The organism is Roseateles saccharophilus (assembly GCF_004342485.1).
GTDB lineage: Bacteria > Pseudomonadota > Gammaproteobacteria > Burkholderiales > Burkholderiaceae_C > Pelomonas > Pelomonas saccharophila.
Genome location: NZ_SMBU01000026.1, coordinates 39,984 through 59,014, shown reverse-complemented (window position 1 = coordinate 59,014; position 19,031 = coordinate 39,984). Strand labels below are relative to the sequence as shown.

Annotated in this window: 19 protein-coding genes; 14 read left to right on the top strand and 5 right to left on the bottom strand. The window is 67.8% G+C overall.

Going from position 1 to position 19,031, the window contains the following annotated elements; genetic code table 11:
- Positions 1-49: 49 nt before the first annotated feature.
- The gene (locus EV671_RS18760; protein WP_132574548.1) at positions 50-952 is read right to left on the bottom strand and encodes an AraC family transcriptional regulator; all 903 of its coding nucleotides are present in this window, start codon (positions 950-952) and stop codon (positions 50-52) included.
- A 99-nt stretch (positions 953-1,051) separates the two neighbouring features.
- Here EV671_RS18760 and EV671_RS18755 point away from each other — a divergent pair, with 99 nt between their 5' ends.
- Positions 1,052-1,600 (top strand): carboxymuconolactone decarboxylase family protein, encoded by a 549-nt coding sequence (locus EV671_RS18755; RefSeq protein WP_132574547.1) that lies wholly within the window; start codon positions 1,052-1,054, stop codon positions 1,598-1,600.
- 22 nt (positions 1,601-1,622) lie between these two features.
- Complete coding sequence (locus tag EV671_RS18750) at positions 1,623-2,333, top strand: glutamine amidotransferase (RefSeq protein WP_132574607.1); 711 nt, start codon at positions 1,623-1,625, stop codon at positions 2,331-2,333.
- Here EV671_RS18750 and EV671_RS18745 read toward each other — a convergent pair.
- Both EV671_RS18745 and EV671_RS18740 read right to left on the bottom strand, forming a co-directional pair.
- The gene (locus tag EV671_RS18745; protein ID WP_132574545.1) at positions 2,313-3,056 is read right to left on the bottom strand and encodes a LuxR C-terminal-related transcriptional regulator; all 744 of its coding nucleotides are present in this window, start codon (positions 3,054-3,056) and stop codon (positions 2,313-2,315) included. The two genes, EV671_RS18750 and EV671_RS18745, sit on opposite strands and share 21 nt — an antisense overlap.
- 99 nt (positions 3,057-3,155) lie before the next feature.
- Positions 3,156-4,133, bottom strand: a complete 978-nt coding sequence (locus EV671_RS18740; protein ID WP_132574543.1) for an NADPH:quinone oxidoreductase family protein — start codon at positions 4,131-4,133, stop codon at positions 3,156-3,158.
- A gap of 93 nt (positions 4,134-4,226) precedes the next feature.
- On the opposite strand from EV671_RS18740, the gene surE reads away from it, so the two are divergent.
- The 6 genes from surE to EV671_RS18710 all read left to right on the top strand — a co-directional run bounded on the left by surE (position 4,227) and on the right by EV671_RS18710 (position 10,884).
- Complete coding sequence (gene surE / locus EV671_RS18735) at positions 4,227-4,970, top strand: 5'/3'-nucleotidase SurE (RefSeq protein ID WP_132574541.1); 744 nt, start codon at positions 4,227-4,229, stop codon at positions 4,968-4,970.
- Positions 4,971-5,774 carry a protein-L-isoaspartate O-methyltransferase family protein gene (locus tag EV671_RS18730; RefSeq protein WP_132574539.1) on the top strand — a complete coding sequence of 268 codons (804 nt, stop codon included), beginning with the start codon at positions 4,971-4,973 and terminating at the stop codon, positions 5,772-5,774.
- Positions 5,775-5,836: 62 nt separating this feature from the next.
- Complete coding sequence (locus EV671_RS18725; RefSeq protein ID WP_132574537.1) at positions 5,837-6,688, top strand: peptidoglycan DD-metalloendopeptidase family protein; 852 nt, start codon at positions 5,837-5,839, stop codon at positions 6,686-6,688.
- A gap of 104 nt (positions 6,689-6,792) precedes the next feature.
- Complete coding sequence (gene rpoS / locus EV671_RS18720; RefSeq protein WP_132574605.1) at positions 6,793-7,743, top strand: RNA polymerase sigma factor RpoS; 951 nt, start codon at positions 6,793-6,795, stop codon at positions 7,741-7,743.
- A gap of 112 nt (positions 7,744-7,855) precedes the next feature.
- Positions 7,856-9,208 carry a 23S rRNA (uracil(1939)-C(5))-methyltransferase RlmD gene (gene rlmD, locus EV671_RS18715; protein ID WP_132574535.1) on the top strand — a complete coding sequence of 451 codons (1,353 nt, stop codon included), beginning with the start codon at positions 7,856-7,858 and terminating at the stop codon, positions 9,206-9,208.
- A gap of 167 nt (positions 9,209-9,375) precedes the next feature.
- Positions 9,376-10,884: a glycoside hydrolase family 5 protein gene (locus EV671_RS18710; RefSeq protein ID WP_165917641.1), complete on the top strand. Its 1,509-nt coding sequence runs from the start codon at positions 9,376-9,378 to the stop codon at positions 10,882-10,884.
- A 46-nt stretch (positions 10,885-10,930) separates the two neighbouring features.
- Here the strand turns inward: EV671_RS18710 and EV671_RS18705 are convergent, their stop codons facing one another.
- Positions 10,931-11,623 carry a Bax inhibitor-1/YccA family protein gene (locus EV671_RS18705; protein WP_132574531.1) on the bottom strand — a complete coding sequence of 231 codons (693 nt, stop codon included), beginning with the start codon at positions 11,621-11,623 and terminating at the stop codon, positions 10,931-10,933.
- Between the two features lie 92 nt (positions 11,624-11,715).
- Between EV671_RS18705 and EV671_RS18700 the strand changes: the two genes are divergently transcribed.
- From EV671_RS18700 to EV671_RS18675, 6 genes are all read left to right on the top strand, one after another.
- Complete coding sequence (locus EV671_RS18700) at positions 11,716-12,117, top strand: GlcG/HbpS family heme-binding protein (RefSeq protein WP_132574529.1); 402 nt, start codon at positions 11,716-11,718, stop codon at positions 12,115-12,117.
- Between the two features lie 167 nt (positions 12,118-12,284).
- Positions 12,285-13,445, top strand: a complete 1,161-nt coding sequence (gene carA / locus EV671_RS18695) for a glutamine-hydrolyzing carbamoyl-phosphate synthase small subunit (protein ID WP_165917640.1) — start codon at positions 12,285-12,287, stop codon at positions 13,443-13,445.
- A gap of 10 nt (positions 13,446-13,455) precedes the next feature.
- A complete protein-coding gene (gene leuE / locus EV671_RS18690) occupies positions 13,456-14,097 on the top strand; it encodes a leucine efflux protein LeuE (protein WP_132574527.1) in 642 nt (213 codons plus the stop codon).
- A gap of 24 nt (positions 14,098-14,121) precedes the next feature.
- Positions 14,122-17,397: a carbamoyl-phosphate synthase large subunit gene (carB, locus tag EV671_RS18685; protein ID WP_132574525.1), complete on the top strand. Its 3,276-nt coding sequence runs from the start codon at positions 14,122-14,124 to the stop codon at positions 17,395-17,397.
- 140 nt (positions 17,398-17,537) lie between these two features.
- A complete protein-coding gene (greA, locus tag EV671_RS18680; RefSeq protein ID WP_132574523.1) occupies positions 17,538-18,014 on the top strand; it encodes a transcription elongation factor GreA in 477 nt (158 codons plus the stop codon).
- Between the two features lie 105 nt (positions 18,015-18,119).
- Positions 18,120-18,563, top strand: a complete 444-nt coding sequence (locus EV671_RS18675; RefSeq protein WP_132574521.1) for a DUF4149 domain-containing protein — start codon at positions 18,120-18,122, stop codon at positions 18,561-18,563.
- Here EV671_RS18675 and EV671_RS18670 read toward each other — a convergent pair.
- The gene (locus tag EV671_RS18670; RefSeq protein ID WP_132574519.1) at positions 18,541-19,017 is read right to left on the bottom strand and encodes a YhbY family RNA-binding protein; all 477 of its coding nucleotides are present in this window, start codon (positions 19,015-19,017) and stop codon (positions 18,541-18,543) included. The two genes, EV671_RS18675 and EV671_RS18670, sit on opposite strands and share 23 nt — an antisense overlap.
- Between the last annotated feature and the right edge of the window lie 14 nt (positions 19,018-19,031).

Here is a 19,031-nt window from a genome sequence, read left to right as displayed (position 1 = left end):
CTTGGTTCCATGCCTCGCTCCCAGAGCAAAAACGCCGGCAGACATTAAGTCAACATCCGGTTTGCGTGGGGCTCGGCCGCGGCGTCGGGTCCGCAATCTTGATGAGATGCAGCCAGGCGCGCGGTGACTGACCCGTCTGCTGCGTGAAACGCCGGCTCAGCGCCGATGCGTTGGCGTAGCCCAGTTCCGCCGCCAGCGCCTTGAGTGGCTTGCCGGTGCGCAGTTCGCCGCGGGCGATGGCCAGGCGCCAGTGCGACAGGTAGTCGGCCGGCGTCTGGCCGACGGCCTCCTTGAAGGCCAGCGCGAAGCGGCTGCGCGACATGCCGGCCGCGGCCGCCATGCCCTCCAGGCTCCAGGCCTCGCCGGGCCGGGCGTGCAGGGCGGTCAGCGCGCGGGCCAGGCGCGGGTCGCTCAGCCCGCGCAGCAGGCCCAGCGGCAGCGCCGCGTCGCGCTGGTCCAGCATCCAGCGCAACAACTGCAGCAGCAGCACCTCGAAGAGCCTGTCGGCCAGCAGGCGCTGGCCGCAGCGCACGCGCTCGGCCTCGGCGAACAGCAGAGCCAGCGTTGCCGCGATGCCGTCCACGCGGGCCAGCGGCAGCACGACCAGTGGCGGCAGGGCCTGCACGAGGGGGTGGGCTTCCCCTGCGTCGAAGTCCAAAGTTGCGCAGACGAAGTCCGAGCCCTCGGCCGGTGCGTTGTGGAAGTCGTGGGCCAGCGGCCGCGGGTAGAAGACCAGGCTGGGTTCGCGCACCGCAATGCATGCGACGAGGCCACTGCCGCCCGCATGGCGGATCTGCATCTCGCCTTTGCGCATCACATGCAGGAAGCCGCGGCCGGGGCGGGCGTCGAAATGCGTCACGCCGCACAGCGGCCCGGCGTGGAAGAGGCTGGCCCGCACGCGGAAGCGTTCGAACAGCGGGCTTAGACGGTCCAGCGGCGCTTCGACGGTCACGGGACGAATGGATATCTAGTGGGGACGAAATGATCCTTTCGTGTCGGCATGGCGGCCACAGTGGAGGCCTTACTCCACTGCAACCGAAAGGTGACTCCGATGAATTCCCGTGTTCCCCTCGTTTCCGCCACTGACGCTCCTGCCGGCAGCCGTGCGCTGCTGGACGCCGTGCACGGCGCCTTCGCCACCACGCCGAACATGTTCCGCGTGGTGGCCAATTCGCCGGCCGCGCTGCAGGCCATGTGGGGCTTCTTCGGTGCGCTGGGTGGCGGCGCGATCCCGGCCCGTCTGGGCGAGCAGATCGCCGTCGCCGTGGCCGACCGCAACGGCTGCGACTACTGCCTGGCTGCGCACACGGCCCTGGGCCGCAAGGCGGGTGCCTCGGCGGCCGAGATGAGCGCGGCCCAGGCGGGCGAGTCGGCCGACCCGGCGACGGCCGCGGCACTGCGCTTTGCGCTGGAGCTGATCGGGCAGCGCGGCCAGGTGGGCGACGCCGATGTCGCCGCACTGCGCGCCGCCGGCTTCGGCGACGGCCAGATCGTCGAGATCCTGGCCCAAGTCGCGCTGAACCTGTTCACCAACTACGTGAACATCGCCTTCGCGACGCCGGTCGATTTCCCCGCCGTGAAGCTGCGCTCGGCGGCGTGAGCCGCAGGGCGGCCCAGCGATGATGCGGCCCGTGAAGAAGACCGTCCTCGCGTTGCGCCACCTCGCCTTCGAAGACCTCGGCCTCATCGGGCCGTTGCTGGAGCGGCGTGGCTTCGAGGTCCGCTATCACGAGGCTGGTGTCGACGACTTCGCCGCCGTCGACCTTGGCACTGTGGACCTGCTCGTCGTGCTCGGTGGGCCGATCGGCGTGGAGGACGAGGAGCGCTTCCCGTGGCTGGTCGACGAGGTCGCGCTGATCCGCCGCCGGCTGGATTCGCACCGGCCGCTGCTGGGCATCTGCCTGGGCGCGCAGCTGATGGCGCGGGCGCTGGGCGCACATGTGAGGCCGATGGGCGTCAAGGAGATCGGCTTTGCGCCGCTGGCGTTGACCGCGGCGGGGCAGGGCACGGCCCTGGCCGAACTGGGCACGCAGCCCATGCTGCACTGGCATGGGGACCAGTTCGAGCTGCCGGCAGACCTGGCCTCGCTCGCTGCGACGCCGGTCTGCCCGCACCAGGCCTTCGCGCCGCATGACGCGGCGTTGGGCCTGCAGTTCCATCCCGAGGTCGACCCGGCCCGATTCGAGCAGTGGCTGGTCGGCCATATCGACGAACTGACGCACGCAGGCATTGCGCCGGGCGCGCTGCGTGCCGCGATGGCGCGTGAGGCTTCGGGTTTGAAGGCCGCGCTGGCGCGACTGATGCAGCGCTGGCTAGACCAGACCCTGCTTTGAGGCCAGCACCGCCGCCTCGGCACGGCTGGACACGTTGAGCTTCTTGTAGATGCTCTTGATGTGGTCGTTGACGGTGAACCACTTGATGCCCATCAGGTTCGCGATCTCCTTGATCGTGAAGCCCTTGCTCAGATAGGTCAGCACTTCGCTTTCGCGCGGCGTCAGGCGCTCCCACTCGGGCGGCGGGTCCAGCGCGACGCCGCGGCTGTTGCCGAAGGGCGCGTGCGAGGACGACAGCGAGCCGAAGCCGGAGTTCAGCGGCATCGCGCCGCTGTCGCTCGACGGCGGGCGGAAATGCGACAGAAGGCGGCGCGCGATGGCCGGGGACAGCGGCGGCTGGCCGCGCACGATGCGCTGCAACTCCTCCACCAGCACCTCGAAGCGGTCTTCCTTCAGCAGATAGCCATCGGCGCCGCACTGCAGTGCGGGGAAGAGGTGGTCATCGTCGGAGTAGAGCGTCGTGACGATCTTGATGGCCGTGGAGCCGGCGAGCTCGGTCAGGAACTCCATGCCGTTGCCGTCCGGCAGTTCCAGGTCGACGAGGATGAGCTTGAAGCCGCCGTCGGGCGGGTTGCCGCCAGACTTCGCCACCTGGCGCCGCGCGTTCTCGAGGTCGCCGACTTCGGTGATCTCCATCGCATCGCTGAAGCTCTCGCGCACCACGCGGCACAGGAAATTGCGGGCGACGGGGTTGTCTTCGATGATGAGGACTTTGACGGTCATGGCGCGGGTACGGCGGCTGTCGATTCGACCGCCGAATGTAGCGCACGGCCCCCTGAAAACGCAGCGAGTTCACGGGGGTGTGCGCCCCCGTTTCAGGCTTCACGGATTGGTAAGAACCAGCTTGCCGACGACCTCGCGGGCCGCCATGCGGGCGAACGCTGCGGGCAACTGCTCCATCGGCAGGACACGGTCCAGCACCGGCCTGATCTTCCCGGCGGCGTACCAGGCGGCGAGCTCGGCCAGCATCCGGGCATTGCGGCCGGGCTCGCGCTTGGCGAATTCGCCCCAGAATACGCCGACCAGGGATGCCCCCTTCAGCAGCGCCAGGTTCAGCGGCAGCGCCGGGATCTGGCCCTGGGCGAAGCCGACGACGAGGTAGCGCCCGCGCCAGGCGATGGAGCGGAAGGCCGCCTCGGCCAGGTCGCCGCCGACCGGGTCGTAGATGACGTCCGGGCCCTTGCCCTCGGTCAGCGCCTTCAGCTCGTCGCGCAGGTTCCGTGTCGTGTAGTTGATCGCCGCGTCGGCACCCAGGGCCTTGCAGGCCGCGCATTTGGCATCGCTGCCGGCGGCGGCGATGACGCGCGCGCCGGCCGCCTTGGCGATCTGGATGGCCGCCGTGCCGACGCCGCCGGCCGCGCCGAGGATGAGCACGGTTTCGCCCGGTTGCAGCGTCGCGCGGTCCATCAGTGCGTGGTGGCTGGTGGCATAGGTGCAAATGAAGGCGGCGGCATCCTCGAAGGTGAAGCCGTCGGGCAGCGGCATGGCCAGCGCGTCCGGGATGCAGACCTCGGTCGCGAAGCCGCCCAGGCCGCCGAAGGCCGCGACGCGCTGGCCGACGGCAAAGCCCTTGACGCCTTCGCCCACCTCGGTGACGACGCCGGAGAACTCCGTGCCGGGCACGAAGGGCAGGGGCGGCTTCATCTGGTACTTGTTCTGCACGATCAGCAGGTCAGGGAAATTCAGGCTGGCGGCGCGGATGCCCACGCGGATCTGGCCGGCCGGCAGAGGCGGGGCCGGCAGTTCGCGCCATTGCAGGGCCTCGACGCCCACCGGGTTTTCGCAGAGCCACGCCTTCATCGTCAATCTCCTGGTTTCGTGAGGCGGTGATGATAGGAATCAAGGTGGTTACACCCGGTCTCGCAGGTGACGCCCTCCCTACAATCGGCCATCATGCGCATCCTGATTTCCAACGACGACGGCTATCTGGCCCCCGGCCTGGCGGCCCTCGTGAAGGCCTGCGAGGGCCTGGGCGAGATCGACGTCATCGCCCCCGAGCAGAACGCCAGCGGCACGTCCAACTCGCTGACGCTGAACCGCCCGCTCAATGTCTATCGCGCCGCCAACGGTTTTCGCTACGTCAGCGGCACGCCGTCCGACGGCGTGCACCTCGCGCTGACCGGCCTGCTGGGCTACCGGCCCGACCTGGTGCTCTCGGGCATCAACAACGGCGCCAACATGGGCGACGACACGCTCTATTCCGGCACCGTCGCGGCGGCCACCGAGGGCTATCTGTTCGGCATCCCCTCCATCGCCTTCTCGCAGACCGAGAAGGGCTGGGGCGAGCTGGAGGCGGCTGCGCGCACGGCACGCAGCGTCGTCGAGCAGGTCATTGCCGGGGGCCTGGGCCAGGGCTTCCTGCTCAACGTCAACATCCCCAACCGGGCCGATGCAGCCACGCTGCCGCGCAAGATCACTCGGCTGGGCCGGCGCCATGCCAGCGAGGGCATCATCGAGCAGGTCAACCCGCGCGGCGAGACCATCTACTGGATCGGCCCGGCCGGCGATGCCAAGGACGCCGGCGCGGGCACGGATTTCCATGCCACGGCCAACGGCCTGGTCTCGATCACGCCGCTGCAGGTGGACCTGACCGAGCATGCATCCCTGGGCTCCTGGGCGCAGCGCCTGGGCCTCTAGATGTCCACCCCCAAGCGCTTTCCGGCCAGCCTGAAGTCTGCCGCCTCGCCGCAGCGCGAGCTGCTGATGCCGCAGCGCCATCTGCGCCAGGCCACGGCCGATGCGGCGCGGCTGGCCCGGCCCAGCGGTACCGGGCTGGACAGCGGTGCCGTGCGCGAGCGCATGGTCGGCCGTCTGCGGGCCGAAGGGCGTTTCGATGAGCGCGTGCTGGCCGCGATGGCCGCCGTGCCGCGCCACGAATTCGTCGACAGCGCGCTGGCCGCCCAGGCCTATGAGGACACGGCCCTGCCCATCGGCCATGGCCAGACCATCTCCAAGCCTTCGGTCGTCGGCCACATGCTCGGTCTGCTGTTCGCCGGTGCGGGCGCCAGGCAGCGCGGCTCCCTCGGACGCGCGCTCGAGATCGGCACCGGCTGCGGCTACCAGGCCGCCGTCATCGCGCTGCTGGCGCGCCAGCTGACGTCCATCGAGCGCCTGCAGGGGCTGCACGACAAGGCCAGGGCCAATCTGCAGCGCGTCGCCCTGCCGCGTGCGCCGCGCCTGGTCTGGGGGGATGGGCGCGTCGGCCATTCGGCCAGCGGCCCCTTCGACAGCATCATCGCGGCGGCCGGCGGTGAAGACATTCCGCAGGCCTGGATGGACCAACTGGCGCCTGGGGGGCGGCTGGTCGCGCCGACTGCGGCGGGCGGGCGTGGCCAGGTGCTGGTCGTGCTCGATCATGTCGTCGAGGCCGGTGTCTCGCGCTGGATCCGCAGCGAGCATGAGGCCGTGCTCTTCGTCCCCCTAAAATCCGGCGTTGTCTGACGGGGCCGTCGGCGTATCGCGCCACACAATCGGGTCGGCCTCCAACGTGCCGTAGCCACACGATGCCCTCAAGCCTGCGTTTCCTTTTCGTCCTCTCCACCTCGCTGTTGCTCAGCGCCTGCGGCACGTCGCTGCATCGCGCGCCCGTCGAGGACCGCAATCCGCAGCAGTCCAGGTCGGCCGCCGAAGCGTCGCCGGCGGCCTCTGCGCCCGCGCCCGAGGCCAAGCTGCCGCCCGGCGCCGAGAACGCCGGCAAGCCCGGCTACTACACCGTCAAGCCCGGCGACGCTCTGATCCGCATCGCGCTGGACAACGGCCAGAGCTGGCGCGACGTGGCCAAGTGGAACAGCCTCGAGAACCCGAACCGCATCGAGGTCGGCCAGGTGCTGCGCGTCGTGCCGCCGGGCGCCGACCCGTCGGCCGTGACGGCCAAGCCGATTGCCACCGCGCCCAAGGTCGAGTCCCGTCCGCTAGATGTCAAGCCGCCGGTGGCGGCGGCCAGCGTGCCCGCCACTGCGGCTTCCACTTCGTCCGCGTCGGAAGACGATGGCATCGCCTGGGGTTGGCCGGTCACGCAGCCCATCAGCGCCGGCTTCGATGACCAGCGCAACAAGGGCCTGGACTTTGCCGGCAAGCCGGGCGACCCGGTGCTGGCGGTTGCAGACGGCCGCGTGGTTTACGCCGGTTCGGGCTTGCGCGGCTACGGCAACTTGGTCATCATCAAGCACAACAACACCTACCTGACGGCGTATGCCCACAACCGGGCGATGCTGGTCGAGCAGGACCAAGTCGTACGCAAGGGCCAGAGGATTGCCGAGATGGGTTCCACCGAGAGTGACACCGTCAAGCTGCACTTCGAAGTGCGCAAGCTCGGCAAGCCGGTCGATCCGGCCAAGCTGTTGCCCCCGCGCTGATCGGGCGGGAAGCACACCCTTCACACCGGGCCAGCGAACAAGCCATGAAACGCGCTGCGCCCAAACTCAACGGCCACCATGACGGCAGCGGCGAGCCCGGCGTCATGCTGTCGGCGCTGAACGGCAGTGCCGAGGCCGCGAGCCCGCCGGCCGATTCGCCGGACGAAGACGCCCAGGTGCTGCGCAGCGCTGCCGACGATGTCGAACTCGGCAATGCCCTGCAGGCCTATCTGCGCGACATCCGCCGCACGCCGCTGCTGACGCCGCAGCAGGAGTTCGACACGGCCCAGGCTGCGCGGGGCGGCGACTTCCACGCCCGTCAGGCCATGATCGAGCACAACCTGAGGCTCGTCGTCAGCATCGCGAAGAACTACCTCGGCCGCGGCCTGCCGATGAGCGATCTCATCGAGGAGGGCAATCTCGGCCTGATGCATGCCATCAGCAAGTTCGAGCCGGAGCGGGGCTTCCGCTTCTCGACCTATTCGAGCTGGTGGATTCGCCAAAGCATCGAGCGCGCGCTGATGCACCAGGCCCGCCTCGTGCGTCTGCCGGTGCACATCGTGCGCGAGCTCAATCAGGTGCTGAAGGCGCGCCGCGCGCTGGAGGCGTTGCAGAGCGCTCAGGGCGCCGAAGGCCGTGTGCGCGCGGAGGACGTGGCCCAGGCCCTGGGCCGGCCGGTCGACGAGGTGGCGGAACTGCTGGCCTATGCCGAGCTGCCGAGTTCGCTCGATTCGCCGGTGGACCGCAGCGGCGAGGGCGGCGAGTCCATGCTCGATCTCGTCGCCGACGACCAGGCCATCGACCCGATGGGCCTGCGCCTGTCGCACGAGGTCGAGGAACTGCTGCAGCACGGTCTGGCCAGCCTGAACGACCGCGAGCGCGAGGTGCTGTCGGGGCGTTATGGCCTGTCCGACCGCGAGCCGGAGACGCTGGACGTGCTGGCCATCCGCCTCAAGCTGACGCGCGAGCGCATCCGCCAGATCCAGATCGAGGCGCTGGCCAAGCTCAAGCGCAACATGATGCGCCACGGGGTGGATCGGGATTCGATCTTCTGAGGGGGCTGGGCCGAGCGCAGGGCCGCCCCAAGCCGGCCCGCATCCCCTTGGGGGATCGGTCGACGTACTCGTTGGACGAGGGGCTCGTTCCATGCCGGGATAATTCGGCCCCATGAATCAGACGACGGATTGGCTCAAGGTCGAAAGCCTCGAGCTTGAGGCGCAGGGCGTGGCGCACAACGCCGAGGGCAAGGTGGTTTTCATCGACGGCGCCTTGCCGGGCGAAATCGTGAAGGCGCAGATCTCGCGCCGCAAGAACAACTGGGAGCAGGGCCAGCTCACCGAGATCAAGAAGGAAAGCCCGCTGCGCGTGACGCCGGGCTGCCCGCATTTCGGTCTGCATGCCGGTGCCTGCGGCGGCTGCAAGATGCAACATCTGCATGCCGGGGCCCAGGTGGCGATCAAGCAGCGGGTTGTGGAAGACCAGCTCTGGCACCTGGGCAAGGTCAAGCCCGAGGTGCTGCTGCGGCCCATCGAGGGGCCGACCTGGGGCTATCGCTACCGGGCGCGGTTCTCGGTGCGCTATGTGGCCAAGAAGGGCGTCGTGCTGATCGGTTTCCATGAGCGCAAGAGCCGCTATGTGGCCGACATGCAGGTCTGCAAGGTCGTGCCCAAGGTCGTCAGCGACCTGTTGTTGCCGCTGCGCGAGCTGATCTCCGGCATGGCCGAACGCGACCGCCTGCCCCAGATCGAGCTGGCGATGGGCGACGCGGTCATCGCACTGGTGCTGCGCCACCTGAACCCACTGCCGGCCGGCGATGTCGCTCTGCTGCGCGAGTTCGCCGCCAAGCATGGCGTGCAGTGGTGGCTGCAACCCAAGGGACCGGACACGGTCAAGCTGCTGGACGAGGGTGGCCCGCAGCTGGCCTACGGCCTGCCCGAGTTCGGCGTGACCATGCCCTTCAAGCCGACCGACTTCACCCAGGTCAACCCGCACATCAACGCGGCGCTGGTGGGCCGCGCGCTGCGCCTGCTGGCCGTGCAGAAGGACGAGCGCGTCATCGACTGGTTCTGCGGCCTGGGCAACTTCACGCTGCCGCTGGCCACGCAGGCGCGCGAGGTGCTGGGCATCGAGGGCAGCGAGACGCTGGTGCAGCGTTCGCGCGAGAACGCCGCGGCCAACGGCCTCGCGCACAAGACCAGCTTCGTTGCGCGCAATCTGTTCGAGATGACGCCCGAGCTGCTGGCCGCCGACGGCGTGGCCGACCGCTGGCTGATCGACCCGCCACGCGAGGGCGCCTTCGCCCTCGCCAAGGCCGTGGCCGACATCGCCCAGGACCCGTCGCTGGCGCCGGGCTGGACGCCGCCGAAGCGCATCGTCTACGTGTCATGCAACCCGGCCACGCTGGCGCGCGACGCGGGCCTGCTCGTCAATGTGGCGGGCTACCGCTGCACGGCGGCCAGCGCGGTGAACATGTTCCCGCACACGGCCCACGTCGAGAGCGTCGCGGTCTTCGAACGCTGAGGTTGGCCGCAGGGGAAGGCATGCGCGCCGCGTGACGGCGGCGCGGGCCGGGTGCGTGTTCGCGTAAGTCCGGGGTGCCGTTTTCGGCAAGGTGGACAAAATGGATAAACACAATTTGTTTAGTTGTGTTTATCGACAGCTACCGACTTGGAGACTGGAGGCCGCCCGTGTTCACCCGACTCAACTTTGCCCGCCTGCTGGGCGTCGCCTGGCTGGCGCTTGGCTTGATCGGCGGCGCCCATGCGCAGGCCGATGGCGCGGCCATACCCAGCGTGCCCAAGCGGGGCGTCAACATCGTGGGCTACGACCCGCTCTGGACCGACCCCGCCAAGGCGCGCTTCCAGCCGCGCCACATGCAGGCCATCCGCGACGGTGGCTTCGATCACGTCCGGCTCAACCTCCAGGCCTTTGTGCACATGGACGCCGAGCATCGCTTGCCCGCCGCCTGGCTGAAGCAGCTGGACATCCTGGTGGATGCGGGGCTGAAGGCCGGCCTGCAGGTCATTCTTGACGAGCACAACTTCACCGAATGTGCGAAGGAGGTGGCCGTCTGCCGCGCCCAGCTCCAGGCCTTCTGGCGTCAGATTGCGCCGCGCTACCGGGGCGCGCCGGACGCGGTGATCTTCGAGATCCTGAACGAGCCTAACGGTGCCGCCGACGCGATCTGGAACGACATGCTGGCCGAGAACCTGGCCATCATCCGCGAGACCAACCCGACGCGCCGGGTCATCGTCGGCCCCAAGTTCTGGAACTCGCTGGACCACCTGGACAGCCTGCGCCTGCCCGACAGCGACCGGCAGCTCATCGTGACCTTCCACTACTACACGCCCATGGAGTTCACGCACCAGGGCGCAAGCTGGACGCCGCAGTTCCAGAAGCTGTCTGGCATCACCTGGGGCTCGCCGGCCGAGCTGGAGAAGCTGCAGAAGGACATGGACCGGGTCAAGGCCTGGGCCGACCAGCACAAGCGGCCCATCCTGATGGGCGAGTTCGGCGCATTGGAAAGCGCTGGCATGTATCACCGCGTGGCCTGGACGGCCGCCGTGGCGCGGGCCGCCGAGGCGCGTGGCTTCGGCTGGTCGTACTGGCAGTTCGACTCGGACTTCGTGCTCTGGGACATGAAAGCCGACGACTGGGTCAAGCCCATCCATGGTGCGTTGATTGGCCGAATCGTGGCAGCAGTTGCGCCGGCGCGTGACCCGGCGTTGGACTACCTCATCAACGCGCCGCGCGCGACGGCCTGGTCGGTGTACGGCGAGGGCCAGTCTACCCAGCAGGTGCCCTGCGCCACCACCAGCAGGACCTGCCTGCGCGTGGCCTTGGCCGGCGCCAAGCCCAATGCCTGGGATATCGGTGCCGTCATGCCGCTGCAGGGTGACATTGCCAAGGGCGACAAGTTGCAGGCCCTGCTGTGGGCGCGGCTGGACACGGAGGACCCAAAGGCCAAGGCGGTTGTTCCGATGCTGCTGCAGCTCGGCTCGGCGCCCTACACGGCCGTGGTGTCCGGCCAGGTCACGCTTACGAACAAGCTGGAGGCCGTCGTCGTCAGCGGCGTGGCGGCGGAGGGCTTTGCCGCTGGCACGGTGAACCTCGCGCTGCAACTGGGCCAGATCGGCCAGCCCATCGTGCTGAGTGCGCCCTACGTGCTGAAGAACTACACGCCGGCCGGCAAATGAAAAAGGCGGCCGAAGCCGCCTTTCCAGCTTTATCGCAAGAACTCAATCAATCGCGGTCGCCGCCGAAGATGCCCAGCAGGGACAGCAGGCTCTGGAACACGTTGTAGAGGTCCAGGTAGATGTTGAGCGTGGCGCTGATGTAGTTGGTCTCGCCGCCATCGACGACGCGCTTGATGTCGTAGAGCATGAAGGCCGAGAAGATGCCCAGCGACATCACCAGCATCGTCAGCATCATGGCGGACGACTGCAGGAAGATGTTGGCGATGCCGGCGATCATCAGGATCACCGCGCCGACGACCAGGAACTTGCCCATGGACGACAGGTCGCGCTTGATGATGGTGGACAGGCTGGCCATCGTGAAGAAGACCGCAGCCGTGCCGCCGAAGGCCGTCATGACCAGCGAGGTGCCGTTCTTGAAGCCCAGCACGAAGCCGATCAGGCGCGAGAGCATCAGGCCCATGAAGAAGGTGAAGCCGAGCAGGGCGGCGACGCCGGCGGCGCTCTCCTTGGTGCGTTCGATGACGAACATCAGGCCGAAGGCGCCGATGAAGAAGACCAGGGCGCTCATGCCCGGGCTCATCATGCGGAACACCCCGGTGGCGACGCCGATCCAGGCGCCCAGCACCGTGGGCACCAGGGACAGGGCCAGCAGCCAGTAGGTGTTGCGCAGCACGCGCTGACGGTCGGCAGCAAGGCCCACGTTGGCGTAGCCGTATTGGGTTTGCAGGCTGTCGTTCATGACGATCCTCCGAAGGACGAATGGGAAACCGCACCGATTCTAGGCCGGTGCCAGGCGGCTACATTGGAGCCCATCCCCAGGAAATCAAGGCCATGAAACAGCAAGCCCAACTCGAACTCGAAGACGTCAAACGCATCGCCGCAGCCGCCGAGGCGCATGCCGCCGGCAAGGGCTGGGCGGTCAGCATCGCCATCGTCGACGCCGGCGGCCATCTGCTGTGGCTGCAGCGTCTGGACGGCGCCGCGCCGATCTCCGCGCAGATCGCGCCGGCCAAGGCGCACACGGCCGCGCTCGGCCGCCGGGAGAGCAAGAACTACGAGGACATGATCAACCAGGGCCGCGTGTCCTTCCTCAGCGTGCCCGGCCTGCAAGGCCTGCTGGAGGGTGGCGTGCCCATCCTCGTCGATGGCCAATGCATTGGCGCGGTGGGTGTCAGCGGCGTGAAGTCCAGCGAGGACGTCGAGATCGCCAAGGCTGGCATCGCGGCACTTTGACCGTCACGAGTCAGTCACGAAACCTCCGTAGTAACCCCCAGTCGGCTATACTCGATGGGTTTACCTGAACCCCACGCTGCCCGGCGCCAAACCCCCTCGGTTTCTTCAAGTTGATCCGTCCCCAGACGGGTCGATGCTGGGCACGCGCCCTACTTGCGGAGACCCCTGTGCTGACCGACCTGCTCCATCCCCCTCAAGCAATCCTGGCTCTGGCGGATGGGACGGTGTTCCGAGGCCAGTCCATCGGTGCGACGGGCCAGACCGTCGGCGAAGTGGTGTTCAACACCGCGCTGACCGGCTACCAGGAAATCCTGACCGACCCCAGCTACTGCCGCCAGATCGTCACGCTGACCTATCCGCACATCGGCAGCTACGGCATCAGCGAAGAGGACGTCGAGGCGTCCAAGGTCTTCGCTGCAGGCCTCGTCATCAAGGACCTGCCGATCCGAGCGTCCAATTTCCGTTCGGGCAAGACGCTTGACGCCTATCTGCGCGAGCAGGGTACCGTGGCCATCGCCGGCCTGGACACCCGCCGCCTGACTCGCGTTCTGCGCACCCAGGGCGCCCAGAATGGTTGCATCCTGGCGCTGGCCGCCGGCGAGGCGCTGACCCAGGCCCACATCGACACGGCCGTCGCCGCAGCCAAGGCCGCGCCGTCGATGGCCGGCCTGGATCTGGCCAAGGTCGTCAGCCGGACTGAGGCTGAAACCTGGACGCAGACCGAGTGGAAGCTCGGTAGCGGTTATGGCACGCAGTCCAGCCCGAAGTTCCATGTCGTCGCCTACGACTTCGGCGTCAAGAGCAACATCCTGCGCATGTTGGCGTCGCGCGGCTGCAAGGTGACCGTCGTGCCGGCCCAGACGCCCGCCAGCGCCGTGTTCGACCTGGAGCCGGATGGCGTCTTCCTGTCCAACGGCCCCGGCGACCCGGAGCCCTGCGACTATGCGATCAAGGCCACGGCCCAACTGATCGAATCCGGCATCCCCGTCTTCGGCATCTGCCTGGGCCACCAGATCCTGGCGCTGGCCTCGGGCGCCAAGACCTTCAAGATGAAGTTCGGCCACCACGGCGCCAACCATCCGGTCAAGGATCTGGACAGCGGCCGTGTCGGCATCACCAGCCAGAACCACGGCTTCGCGGTCGACCCCGAGACGCTGCCGGCCCATCTGCGCGCCACGCACATCAGCCTGTTCGACGGCACGCTGCAGGGCATCGCGCGCACCGACAAGCCGGCCTTCAGCTTCCAGGGCCACCCGGAGGCCAGCCCCGGCCCGCACGACATCGCCTACCTGTTCGACCGTTTCGTGTCCATGATGAGCAAGTCCTGAGGAGGGCTTCATGTTCGGCATCACCGACCTCGGTACCTTCATCGCGGCAGCGATCTTCATCATCCTGCTGCCCGGGCCCAATTCGCTGTATGTGCTGTCCGTCGCGGCGCAGCGCGGCGTGCGCGCCGGCTACACGGCGGCCTGTGGCGTGTTCGTTGGCGACACGGTGCTGATGACGGCGGCCGCGGCCGGTGGCGCGTCGCTGCTGATGTCCAGCCCGCAGATCTTCTTCGTCGTGAAGATGGTGGGTGCGGCCTATCTGGGATGGGTCGGCCTGCAGTTGCTGCGCGGGGCGCTCAATACCTGGCGGGGTGATGGCAAGGCAGACGAGGCGCCGCGTGTCGTCGATGCGAACCAGCCCTTCCGCAAGGCCCTGGTCGTCAGCCTGCTGAACCCCAAGGCCATCGCCTTCCTGCTGTCCTTCTTCATCCAGTTCGTCGACCCGGCGTATCCGCGCCCGGCGCTGACCTTCCTGATCCTGGGCTCCATCATCCAGGTGCTCAGCTTCCTCTATCTCTCGACGCTGATCTTTGCCGGCGCCCGCCTGGCCGCTGCCTTCCGTGCGCGCCGCAGGCTGGCCAGCACCGCCAATGCCGGCGTCGGTGCCCTTTTCGTTGGATTCGGGGCCAAGCTGGCCACGGCCACTCTCTAAAAAGTTCCAAGAGCGCAGACCGCCATGCCGAAACGTACAGACCTCAAGAGCATCCTCATCATCGGCGCCGGCCCGATCATCATCGGCCAGGCCTGCGAGTTCGACTACTCGGGCGCCCAGGCCTGCAAGGCGCTGCGCGAGGAGGGCTACAAGGTCATCCTGGTGAACAGCAACCCGGCGACCATCATGACGGACCCGGATACGGCGGACGTCACCTACATCGAGCCCATCACCTGGCAGGTGGTCGAGAAGATCATCGCCAAGGAGCGCCCCGACGCGGTGCTGCCGACGATGGGTGGCCAGACCGCGCTGAACTGCGCGCTGGACCTGCACAAGCACGGCGTGCTGGCCAAGTACGGCGTCGAGATGATCGGCGCCAACGAGGTCGCCATCGAGAAGGCCGAGGACCGCCTGAAGTTCAAGGACGCGATGACCAAGATCGGTCTGGACTCGGCCAAGTCGGGCATCGCGCACACGCTGGAAGAGGCCTGGGGCGTGCAAAAGCGCATCCATGCCGAGATCGGCGGCAATGGCTTCCCGATGGTCATCCGCCCCAGCTTCACGCTCGGCGGCACGGGCGGCGGCATCGCCTACAACCCGGAAGAGTTCGAGGAGATCTGCAAGCGCGGCCTGGACCTGTCGCCCACCAACGAACTGCTCATCGAGGAGAGCCTGATCGGCTGGAAGGAATACGAGATGGAGGTCGTCCGCGACAAGGCGGACAACTGCATCATCGTCTGCTCCATCGAGAACCTCGACCCGATGGGCATCCACACCGGTGACTCCATCACCGTGGCCCCGAGCCAGACGCTGTCCGACAAGGAATACCAGCTGCTGCGCAACGCGTCGCTCGCCGTGCTGCGCGAGATCGGCGTGGACACCGGTGGCTCCAACGTGCAGTTCTCGATCAACCCGAAGAACGGCCGCATGATCGTCATCGAGATGAACCCGCGCGTGTCGCGGTCGTCGGCGCTGGCGTCCAAGGCCACGGGCTTCCCCATCGCCAAGGTCGCGGCCAAGCTGGCCATCGGCTACACGCTGGACGAGCTGAAGAACGACATCACCGGCGGTGCCACGCCGGCGTCCTTCGAGCCCAGCATCGACTACGTCGTCACCAAGATCCCGCGCTTCGCCTTCGAGAAGTTCCCGATGGCCGACTCGCGCCTGACGACGCAGATGAAGTCCGTCGGCGAGGTGATGGCCATGGGCCGCACCTTCCAGGAGAGCTTCCAGAAGGCGCTGCGCGGCCTGGAGACCGGCATCGACGGCCTGACCGAGCGCTCGACCGACCGCGAGGAGATCGTGCAGGAGATCGGCGAGGCCGGTCCCGAGCGCATCCTCTTCCTGGCCGACGCCTTCCGCATCGGCATGACGCTGGGCGAGATCTTTGAAGAGACCGCGGTGGACCCCTGGTTCCTCGCGCAGATCGAACAGCTGGTGCTGATCGAGGCCGACCTGAAGGGCCGCAGCATCGAGTCCCTGGGCGAGGCCGAGCTGCGCCTGCTGAAGACCAAGGGCTTCTCGGACAGGCGCCTGGCCAAGCTGCTGGGCACCAACCAGCATGCCGTGCGCGAGCGCCGCCATGCGCTGAACGTGCGCCCGGTCTACAAGCGCGTGGACACCTGCGCGGCCGAGTTCTCGACGCAGACGGCCTATATGTACTCGACCTACGAAGGCGAGGGCGCCGAGTGCGAGGCGCAGCCCACCGACAAGAAGAAGATCATGGTGCTGGGCGGTGGCCCCAACCGCATCGGCCAGGGCATCGAGTTCGACTACTGCTGCGTGCACGCGGCCCTCGCGATGCGCGAGGACGGGTTTGAAACGCTGATGGTCAACTGCAACCCCGAGACCGTCTCGACCGACTACGACACCAGCGACCGCCTGTACTTCGAGCCCGTCACGCTGGAAGACGTGCTGGAGATCGTCGACAAGGAAAAGCCCACCGGCGTCATCGTGCAGTACGGCGGCCAGACGCCGCTGAAGCTCGCGCTGGACCTGGAGCGCGCCGGCGTGCCCATCATCGGCACGACGCCCGATTCCATCGACATCGCCGAGGACCGCGAGCGCTTCCAGAAGCTGCTGCACGAACTGGGCCTGAAGCAGCCGCCCAACCGCACGGCGCGCACCGAGGAACAGGCCGTCACGCTGGCCAACGAGATCGGCTACCCGCTGGTCGTGCGCCCGAGCTATGTGCTCGGCGGCCGCGCGATGGAGATCGTGCATGGCGACAAGGACCTGGAGCGCTATATGCGCGAGGCCGTGCGCGTGTCCGAGAAGTCGCCGGTACTGCTCGACCACTTCCTGCAGGACGCGGTCGAGGTTGACGTGGACTGCATCAGCGACGGCGTCGACACGATGATCGGCGGCATCATGGAGCACATCGAGGCGGCCGGCATCCACTCCGGCGACTCGGCCTGCTCGCTGCCGCCCTACACGCTGTCGAGCGAAGTGCAGGACGAACTGCGCCGCCAGACCGCGGCCATGGCCAAGGCGCTGAAGGTCGTCGGGCTGATGAACGTGCAGTTCGCGATCCAGGGCGACGTGACCCAGGGCCTGGAGCACTGCACGATCTATGTGCTGGAAGTGAACCCGCGCGCCTCGCGCACGGTGCCCTATGTGAGCAAGGCCACCGGCCAGCAGCTCGCCAAGATTGCCGCGCGCTGCATGGCCGGCGTGAAGCTGAAGGACCAGCGCGACCGCAACGGCCGCGTGCCGCACGAGGTCGTGCCGCCCTACTACAGCGTCAAGGAAGCCGTCTTCCCGTTCAACAAGTTCCCGGGCGTGGACCCCATCCTCAGCCCCGAGATGCGTTCGACCGGCGAGGTGATGGGCGCCGCCCGCACCTTCGGCGAGGCGATGCTGAAGAGCCAGATCGGCGCCGGCTCGCGCCTGCCGCGCCAGGGCAACGTGCTGATCACCGTGAAGAACAGCGACAAGACCCGCGCCGTCGCCATCGCCCGCGACCTGCATGCGCTGGGCTTCGGCATCGTCGCAACCAAGGGCACGGCCGCAGCCATCGCGGAGGCCGGTGTGCCGGTCAAGCTGATCAACAAGATCAAGGACGGCCGCCCGCACATCGTCGACGCGCTCAAGGGCGGCGACATCCAGCTCGTCTTCACGACGGTGGACGAGACCCGCACGGCCATCGCCGACAGCCGCTATATCCGCCAGGCGGCGCTCGCCAATCGCGTGACCTACTACACGACGATGGCGGGCTGCGAGGCCGCCGTCGAAGGCATGAAGCACCAGGACGGCCTGCTCGTGCAATCCCTGCAGGAACTGCACGCCGAGCTGGCCTGAAACGCGCGCGTTTCAGCGGAAACTCATCTCGCTTCAGCGATGTGACGTTGAAGCTAAAATTCCGATCCAACAATTCCGCCGCAGCAGTCCGGGTCCCCTGGGCCGCTGCGGCGGAACTCTTTTGCCCATCGAGTTTTGACATGACGACCATTCCCCTGACCAAGCGCGGCGCCGAGTCGCTCAAGGCCGAGCTGCACCGACTCAAGACTGTCGAGCGCCATGCCGTCGTCCAGGCCATTGCCGAGGCACGCGCCCAGGGTGACCTGAGCGAAAACGCCGAGTACGACGCAGCCAAGGACAAACAGGGTTTCATCGAAGGCCGCATCCTCGAGATCGAGGGCAAGCTCGCCGCGGCGCAGATCATCGACCCGTCCACGCTGGATGCCGGCGGCCGTGTGGTCTTCGGTGCGACGGTGGATCTTGAGGAAGAGGCCAGCGGCGCCGAAGTGACCTACCAGATCACGGGCGACGACGAGGCCGACATCAAGCTGGGCCGCATCTCGGTCAGCTCGCCCATCGCGCGTGCGCTGATCGGCAAGGAGGCTGGCGACGTGGCCGAGGTGCAGGCTCCGGGCGGCGTGCGTCGCTACGAAATCATCGAAGTGCGCTACGAATGACCCACCCCCTACCGGCTGCGCCGGCCCCCTCAAGGGGGCGCCGCCAGCGGTCCGGCAAAGCCGGCCCCGCGGCAGCCGCTCGGTAAGGCACTACAACAGCCTTCGATGTTCCTGAAACTTCAAGCCCTGCTGGCCGCTCTCTGGGGCGGCCTTTTGCTGTGCATCGCCTTCGTCGCCACGCCAAGCGCCTTTGCCGTGCTGGAACGCGCGCAGGCGGGAGCCTATGTGGCGCGGGTGTTCGCCATCGAGGCGCAGCTCAGCCTGGCATTGGGCCTGGTGTTGATGATGATCGAGCGTCGCCTTGCGCGGGACGCGGCGGAGGCGGGTACCTCGGCCAGCCAGTTCTCGGCCCGCCTGCTGCTGCCGGTCGTCGCGCTGTTCTGCACCATCGCCGGCTACTACGGCCTGCAGCCGCTGATGGCGAGCGCCAAGGCCGGCGTGGGCGTCGCGTCCTTCGCGGCGCTGCACGGCGTCTCGCTGGCTTTCTTCGGCGTGAAGGGCCTTGCCGTACTGGCCCTCGCGTGGATCAGTCAGCGAAGGACTTCTTGACGCTGGTGGGCTTGCGCCGCTTGGCGCGCTTGACCTCGCCGCCCTGGGTCACGCGTTCGTTGCCCATGACCTTGACCTTGCTGACCTGGGGGCGCGCATTGCCGCTCTTGGAAAACTTGACGATCTTCACGACGCGCGGGCCGGGCATCGCGTCCTCGCGGTCGGCCCTGGCCTTCTCGGGGATGGGCCGCCACAGCACCAGCAGCTTGCCGATGTGCTGGATGGGCGCGGCATTCAGTTCGTCGCAAAGCTGGGCGAACATGGCCTCGCGGGCCGCGCGGTCGTCGCCGAGCACGCGGACCTTGATGAGGCCGTGGGATTTCAGCGCCGCGTCGGTTTCCTTCACGACGGCGGGCGTCAGGCCCTCGCCGCCGATCATCACGACGGGGTCGAGATGGTGGGCATCGGCGCGCTTGTCCTTGCGCTGGGCGGGGGTCAGATTGATTTGAGGCATCCCCGTATTATCCC

Bases quoted from the DNA above. Each gene is read 5' to 3' on its own strand.
- EV671_RS18755 (WP_132574547.1), top strand. From the start codon at position 1,052: ATGAATTCCCGTGTTCCCCTCGTTTCCGCCACTGACGCTCCTGCCGGC.
- EV671_RS18750 (WP_132574607.1), top strand. From the start codon at position 1,623: ATGCGGCCCGTGAAGAAGACCGTCCTCGCGTTGCGCCACCTCGCCTTC.
- EV671_RS18745 (WP_132574545.1), bottom strand. From the start codon at position 3,056: ATGACCGTCAAAGTCCTCATCATCGAAGACAACCCCGTCGCCCGCAAT.
- EV671_RS18740 (WP_132574543.1), bottom strand. From the start codon at position 4,133: ATGAAGGCGTGGCTCTGCGAAAACCCGGTGGGCGTCGAGGCCCTGCAA.
- surE (WP_132574541.1), top strand. From the start codon at position 4,227: ATGCGCATCCTGATTTCCAACGACGACGGCTATCTGGCCCCCGGCCTG.
- EV671_RS18730 (WP_132574539.1), top strand. From the start codon at position 4,971: ATGTCCACCCCCAAGCGCTTTCCGGCCAGCCTGAAGTCTGCCGCCTCG.
- EV671_RS18725 (WP_132574537.1), top strand. From the start codon at position 5,837: ATGCCCTCAAGCCTGCGTTTCCTTTTCGTCCTCTCCACCTCGCTGTTG.
- rpoS (WP_132574605.1), top strand. From the start codon at position 6,793: ATGCTGTCGGCGCTGAACGGCAGTGCCGAGGCCGCGAGCCCGCCGGCC.
- rlmD (WP_132574535.1), top strand. From the start codon at position 7,856: ATGAATCAGACGACGGATTGGCTCAAGGTCGAAAGCCTCGAGCTTGAG.
- EV671_RS18705 (WP_132574531.1), bottom strand. From the start codon at position 11,623: ATGAACGACAGCCTGCAAACCCAATACGGCTACGCCAACGTGGGCCTT.
- EV671_RS18700 (WP_132574529.1), top strand. From the start codon at position 11,716: ATGAAACAGCAAGCCCAACTCGAACTCGAAGACGTCAAACGCATCGCC.
- leuE (WP_132574527.1), top strand. From the start codon at position 13,456: ATGTTCGGCATCACCGACCTCGGTACCTTCATCGCGGCAGCGATCTTC.
- carB (WP_132574525.1), top strand. From the start codon at position 14,122: ATGCCGAAACGTACAGACCTCAAGAGCATCCTCATCATCGGCGCCGGC.
- greA (WP_132574523.1), top strand. From the start codon at position 17,538: ATGACGACCATTCCCCTGACCAAGCGCGGCGCCGAGTCGCTCAAGGCC.
- EV671_RS18675 (WP_132574521.1), top strand. From the start codon at position 18,120: ATGTTCCTGAAACTTCAAGCCCTGCTGGCCGCTCTCTGGGGCGGCCTT.
- EV671_RS18670 (WP_132574519.1), bottom strand. From the start codon at position 19,017: ATGCCTCAAATCAATCTGACCCCCGCCCAGCGCAAGGACAAGCGCGCC.